The organism is Microvirga tunisiensis (genome assembly GCF_009296175.1).
Lineage (GTDB): Bacteria > Pseudomonadota > Alphaproteobacteria > Rhizobiales > Beijerinckiaceae > Microvirga > Microvirga tunisiensis.
In genome coordinates, this window is the sequence record NZ_VOSK01000343.1 from 1 (window position 1) to 6181 (window position 6181).

Sequence of the window (6181 nt, forward strand, 5' to 3'; positions counted from 1 at the left end):
GGTTTTGCTCCACGCTTCCTTCAGACCCCACCTCGCGGTGGCGCCCTTGCGCTTTGCTAACCCTTCGCCGCCATCAGGCTGGGTAGAGGACTTGCACCTCCAAGCTGTCGAACATGCTCGGCACACGAAAAAGGGCGGCTCTGGAGCCGCCCGGTTGCTCGGAAATCAAGCCGCCTGAGGGCGCTTGATGATGTGAGCGCGGCAGGCAGTAATGCCTCTCAGCCGATGATGCGGGCGAGGAGGACGACGATCACTGCACCTATCGTCGCGGTGACGAGGCGATTTGCCGTCTGGTTTCGAATCCCCAGATCAATGCCGAACCGATCCAGAAGAAAGCCGCCAACGAGTGACCCTGCAAGTCCGGTGATCACGAACTGAAGAAGACCAGAGCCGCCAACGAGCCAGCTTGCCAGCCAGCCTGCCACGATACCGACCCCAACCTGGACAGCGATGGCTCGCTTGTCCAGGGCGTTCAGTGCCTCCCGATCAACGCTGATGCGGATCGGCAGCCGAGCGCCGGGTGGCTCAGGTGCCTTGCGCGAACCTCGCCTTTGGCCTGGGTTGGGCTTGGATGTTTTCGCCATGCGCTCGATATGGATGCTCGTGGAGAAACTATCCAGGAGCTACAATGGGAGGACCGTAGACCGACCGGCCTCTCCGATCATCAGGACAGCAAGGGTTGTGGTGACCCCCAGAGGTCTGCCCCTGTGGCCCTATTGCTCGGTGAGTGGACCTTTGCTCCAGCTTTCAGTTTCGCGTTCTCGACCCGGAGCGCATCGACCTTCTCCACATGCTCCCGATTGGCGCGGGTCAGTTCCTTGATCTCACCCTTCAGGTCGGCAATCTCAACTTTGAGTTCCGAGCGCTCGGCAGCAAGGCCATCCTCGTGTTTGGCCTGAGCTTGTAGCTCACGAATCTGCTGCTTCTGATCCGCGACCTTCTCTTGCAGCTTCCTGATCTGCTGCTCAGCTTTCGCGAGCAGTCGCTTCAGGTCCTTTGCCTGTTGCTCGGCCTCACCGGGTTCGGTGAGCTTTCGGTCTGATCCGGTGCGAATCATGATCTGGTGGACCTCTCTTGATCTATGCCTCGAAAAGAACAAACATAGAACATACATCAGGGTCAAGTCACGCTTTGACCTCCTGCATCTTCCTTCGAGCTTGCTGGGAGCCGCCGAGAGGTCGGTTCTGGTAGCCCTAGTGGGGATGGGAGCGGAGAAGCTCCACCTCGTCAGCAGCGCCATCCAGCGATAAAGTCGAAGAGACTGGGAATTTCTCCCAGCAGGCACCATGAATCAGATGTTCCGACCCGCACAGGCCGATCAGCGACCTGCCTTGGAGACCCTCGCGGGCTCGGTCGAGCGCGTCACCTTCCACAATGCGGACAATGGCTTTGCCGTCCTGAAGGTGCATACGCGCGGCAAACGTGACCTCGTAACAATCGTCGGCCACACTCCTTCGGTTTCCGCAGGGGAGTGGATTACCGCCAGCGGTCTATGGATAAGTGATAGAGACCATGGCCTCCAGTTTAAGGCTGAGGTGCTCAAGACCACACCGCCAACTGGGGCAGAGGGGATCGAGAAGTATCTTGCCTCGGGCCAGATGCGCGGCATCGGACCGGCCATGGCTAAGCGGATCGTGTCAGCCTTCGGCGTGGACACGTTCGAGATCATCGAGGCCGCCCCTGAGCGCCTGACCGAGGTTTCTGGGATCGGACCCATGCGCGCCTCCCGCATTGTCTCTGGCTGGGCCGAGCAGAAGGCGGTGCGGGAAATCATGATCTTCCTGCATGCGCACGGCGTTGGAACGGCTAGGGCAGTCCGCATCTTCAAAACCTACGGCTATGAGTCCGTTCAGGTCATGACGGAGGACCCATACCGGTTGGCCAAGGATGTACGCGGTATCGGCTTCCGGACAGCCGATGCCATTGCCGCCAAGCTCGGGATGGAGAAGACCGCTCCCCAACGCATCCGGGCAGGCATTTCGTTTGCGCTCCAGACAGCCACCGACGAGGGCCATTGCGCCCTGCCGGTCGAGGCACTTACCCGGCTGGCGGAACAACTGCTTGAGGTGGATGCGGCCTTGATCCGCACGGCCATCTCCGAGGAACTTGCGAAAGGGGAGGTCGTCTCGGACACAATCGGTGACGAGACCTGCCTGTTCCTCAAGGGGCTGCATCTGGCCGAGCAGGCCATCGCCTCCCGCCTCGCTGAGCGCGGGTCTGGTCCGCCACCCTGGCCCGAGATTGACCTCGACAAGGCCATCCCCTGGGTGGAGGGCCGCACAGGCAAAACCCTGGCGGCCTCCCAGCGCGAGGCTCTGAAACTGGTGCTCGGCTCCAAGATGGCTGTAGTGACCGGTGGCCCTGGTGTCGGCAAGACGACCCTGCTCGACACCATCCTGCGCCTGCTCGTCGCCAAGGGTGTTCGGGTCGCACTGGCGGCCCCTACAGGGCGTGCGGCTAAACGAATGACGGAGCAGACCGGACTAGAGGCCAAGACCATCCACCGGCTCTTAGAGATTGATCCCAAGCACGGCGGCTTCTCACGCAATGAGGAAAACCCGCTCGACTGCGATCTCCTCGTCGTAGACGAAACCTCGATGGTTGATGTGCCGCTGATGAATGCCCTGACCAAGTCCATACCGCCCCATGCGGGCCTGCTGCTGGTGGGCGACGTGGACCAGTTGCCCTCGGTCGGCTCGGGGCAGGTGCTGGCCGACATCATCGCCTCTGAGCGCATCCCGGTCGCCCGTCTGACCGAAGTCTTCCGGCAGGCGGCAGAAAGCCGGATTGTGGTCAACGCCCATCGCATCAACAAGGGCCAGATGCCCGAGCCGCCGAAGGCTGGGGAAGAAAGCGACTTCTACTTCGTCGAGATCAACGATCCCGAGGAGGGCGTGCCAAAGATCATCCAGATGATCAAGGAACGGATGCCGCGCCGGTTCGGGCTTGATCCGATGAAGGATGTGCAGGTGCTCTGCCCGATGAACCGGGGCGTGCTGGGCGCTCGCAACCTCAACATCCAGCTTCAGGAAGTGCTCAATCCCAATCCACCTGCCAGGGTGGAGCGGTTTGGCTGGCGCTTCTCGCCCGGTGACCGGGTGATGGAAACCCAGAACGACTATGACCGGGAGGTGTTCAATGGCGACCTCGGCATGGTCGTCCGGATCGACGACGAGGAGGGGGCGCTGATCGCCTCGTTCGACGGGCGGGAGGTGTCCTATCCGTTCGGTGAACTCGACACCCTAGTACCCGCGTACGCTACCACGATCCACAAGTCACAGGGCTCGGAGTATCCCGCCGTCATCATTCCAGTTGTCACGCAGCACTTCACGATGCTGGCCCGCAACCTGCTCTATACCGGTGTGACGCGAGGGAAACGGCTTGTCGTGCTGGTCGGGCAGAAGAAGGCTGTGGCGATGGCCGTGCGCGGTGGGAACATGAAGCGCCGCTGGACGAAACTGCGGGAGTGGTTGTCAGTAGCTTGAGAGAGGGCCGGGTAACAGCAAACTCGTGAAAGATGAGTCTCCGCTGTGCTCCCAAACTGAACCGAACCAGCGATGCTATAATCGCAGTGTGAGAAAGGCGCTGCCTCGGTCCTTGAACCCAAGGCGTCGATAAAAGACCTCTGCGCGATTTCCTGCCATCACCTCAAGATGAACAGCAGCAAATCCCGCCTCCCGTGCGAAGCCAATCAGCGCATCCATGACGGAGTGCCCGAGACCGTGGCCCCGTTCGGACGGGATGATGTAAAAGTCGTCCAGGAACACGTCACGCCAGCCTAGTTCGACCGAGTAGCCAAAGCACAGCACGGCATAGCCGATCACTCCGGAAGTACCCTCGATCTTGAACACGAGGCCGTGGGTCTGGTCCGTTAAAAGGTGCCCGAGGGCACGCTCGCCTTGGTCGCTGAGGGGATGACCGTCTTCTGCATGGAAAGCACGCGCGAAGCTGAGGATGGCAGCCTCGTCCGCTCGATCAGCAATGGTGAGACGGCGACCAGAGGCGTCCAGCACTGGTGGATGTGATGTGCTCATGACGACATCATCTCACTAATGGATTGGCATTGGAATGCTCAGGTTGAACTTGGGATAGGAGACCCAGTATAGGACTCTCCGGTGCAGTTTACGTGGAGTAGGTGTGGGCGTCCTGGTAGAGGTCGCAATCGGCTCGTGAGCGACTGGGAATACCATGGAAGGTCGTCTGGGCCAGAACCGGCTCGAAAGTGTCTTCTTGATACTCTCTTGAGACCCGCCATGCCCACGGGCGCGAGCCTCTCGTGCAATGCTTACTGCGCGTCACCAGTGTATAACCATGGCTGCGATGTGCCAGGACCTGAGTCCTCTGCATTGTTGTCCAGGCTCCGTCAGACCCTTGGCATGGCCTAGACATCGAGTTCACCGAAGCGATCGCGCAACTTCTTCACGTCGGCGTATTCGGACAAAGGGTCGGAAACGCTGGCGAGCTTTGATAAGGAGGGGATTAACCGAGCATGGAGTCCTGCCCTCGATCCACTGGAGGAACGATTCCAGAAAAACGGTCACGACAGCCCATATCTTACCTCTAGGCATTGCCATGCACTTTTGCGTTTCCGATGCGTTAATGAAAATTGCCGCAGTGCAGCAGACGCCAAGCGCATGCGAACTGTTATGCCTATGGTGCATGGAACACAGCGAAAGAGACGAATAAGCCGCTAGAATGACGCCTTTCCAGGCAGAAATCGTCTAACGATGTGGCATTCTAGCGAATGTGTCGCACGTGAGGATTGGTGCCACAACGCGGCCTTGGAACATCATGCTGCACCGCACAGTTTGAATGCCATGAAGCTTTCACTCCACGACCTCGTTACCGGCTCTCATCCGGATCAATCGATTGAGGCCCGTTCACTGGCCCCGATCCAGACCCACACCATCAAGTCCGAGACCACCAGAAGGCGACTTTCCTTGGCCCTTCAAGGAGGAGGCTCATTCGGTGCCTTCACGTGGGGCGTTCTCGACCGTCTGCTGGACGAGGATGATCTCGCGCTTGACGCTGTAAGCGGTGCAAGTGCTGGCGCTGTTAACGCGGTTCTTCTTGCTTCAGGTCTCGCTGAGGGAGGTCGAAGCGGTGCAAGGAACAGATTAGACCATTTCTGGAAGCGGGCCAGCGAGGCTGCCCCACGAGCCCAATCTGGTACGGCACTGGCAGTGGCGACTCGCGTCCTGTCCCCTTACCAATTCAACCCTTTCAACGTGAACCCGCTCAAGAGACTATTGGCCGACGAGATTGACTTTGATGCCTTGCGAGCGAAACCAAGTTTGCGCCTGCTGATTGGAGCAACTCGTGTGCGGGATGGCACGCTACACGTCTTCCGAGAGAAAGATGTTACGCTCGATACAGTTCTGGCGTCGGCGTGTCTCCCGGTCATTCATCATGCGGTCACCATTGATGGTGAGGTGTACTGGGATGGCGGTTACTCGGCCAATCCACCACTGATCCCGCTCGTCGCCGCCTCACGATCATCAGAGGCCCTGATTGTGCAAATCATGCCTACTGCTGGTGCAGAGATGCCGACATCCTCATCTGAGATCGTGAAGCGAATGGAACAGATCACCTTCAATAGCTCGCTCATGCGGGATATGGACGCCCTTGCGACTATGTCGAAACTATCTTCCGCTGAAGTGGGAGCATCCCGGCTGTCCCGGAAACTCCAGAAGCTTCGTCTTTATCACATCGCGGCTGAGACCGAGTACCCATTGCTGAGCCAGTCAAGTGCTCTGAACTTGGACTGGGAATTTCTGCTCAAGTTACGGGAGGCGGGGCGCGTGGCAGCGGACCGATGGTTGTCCGGTGAGATGCCGGGTCGGGCAAACTAACCGTTCCTATTCACCAGAGTTTGTTTCGGGGCCTATTTGGTAGCGCGGGCGTGCCGATCCGCTGCGTTTCTTTCACCGCGGCAAGGTCTGGAACGTGGGGAACGCGTTGGCAGGGACGGGATGGGATGACCGGGGCGATGGCAGCCCCGGCGCTCAGGGCGAGGCCGCCCGGGGCTGGGGTGCCAGAGCGCTCGCAAGACGGCGGACGAGATCCGCTTCCGGACAGCACGAGGCAAAGGCCAGTCGGATGCGGCTGGTGGTTTCCTGCACCCGCACGGCGATCTTGAGCAGGCGCAACCGCAGCGTTGCGAACTCCGCCCGGGCGAGAT

At 59.8% G+C, this 6181-nt stretch carries 6 protein-coding genes; 2 read left to right on the top strand and 4 right to left on the bottom strand.

Annotated elements, in window-relative coordinates:
- Positions 1-218: 218 nt before the first annotated feature.
- Positions 219-584 carry a GlsB/YeaQ/YmgE family stress response membrane protein gene (locus FS320_RS36050; protein WP_192926382.1) on the bottom strand — a complete coding sequence of 122 codons (366 nt, stop codon included), beginning with the start codon at positions 582-584 and terminating at the stop codon, positions 219-221.
- A gap of 80 nt (positions 585-664) precedes the next feature.
- Positions 665-1240 (bottom strand): hypothetical protein, encoded by a 576-nt coding sequence (locus FS320_RS36055; RefSeq protein ID WP_152717161.1) that lies wholly within the window; start codon positions 1238-1240, stop codon positions 665-667.
- Between the two features lie 46 nt (positions 1241-1286).
- Between FS320_RS36055 and recD2 the strand changes: the two genes are divergently transcribed.
- Positions 1287-3485 carry an SF1B family DNA helicase RecD2 gene (gene recD2, locus FS320_RS36060; protein ID WP_152717162.1) on the top strand — a complete coding sequence of 733 codons (2199 nt, stop codon included), beginning with the start codon at positions 1287-1289 and terminating at the stop codon, positions 3483-3485.
- A gap of 75 nt (positions 3486-3560) precedes the next feature.
- On the opposite strand, the gene FS320_RS36065 is transcribed toward recD2, so the two are convergent.
- A complete protein-coding gene (locus tag FS320_RS36065; RefSeq protein WP_152717163.1) occupies positions 3561-4034 on the bottom strand; it encodes a GNAT family N-acetyltransferase in 474 nt (157 codons plus the stop codon).
- A 783-nt stretch (positions 4035-4817) separates the two neighbouring features.
- Between FS320_RS36065 and FS320_RS36070 the strand changes: the two genes are divergently transcribed.
- Entirely contained in the window at positions 4818-5852 is a 1035-nt protein-coding gene (locus FS320_RS36070) for a patatin-like phospholipase family protein (RefSeq protein WP_162003463.1), read from the top strand.
- A 153-nt stretch (positions 5853-6005) separates the two neighbouring features.
- Here the strand turns inward: FS320_RS36070 and FS320_RS36075 are convergent.
- Positions 6006-6181 (bottom strand): transposase (locus FS320_RS36075; RefSeq protein ID WP_192926244.1); only part of this gene is annotated, 176 nt, incomplete at its 5' end.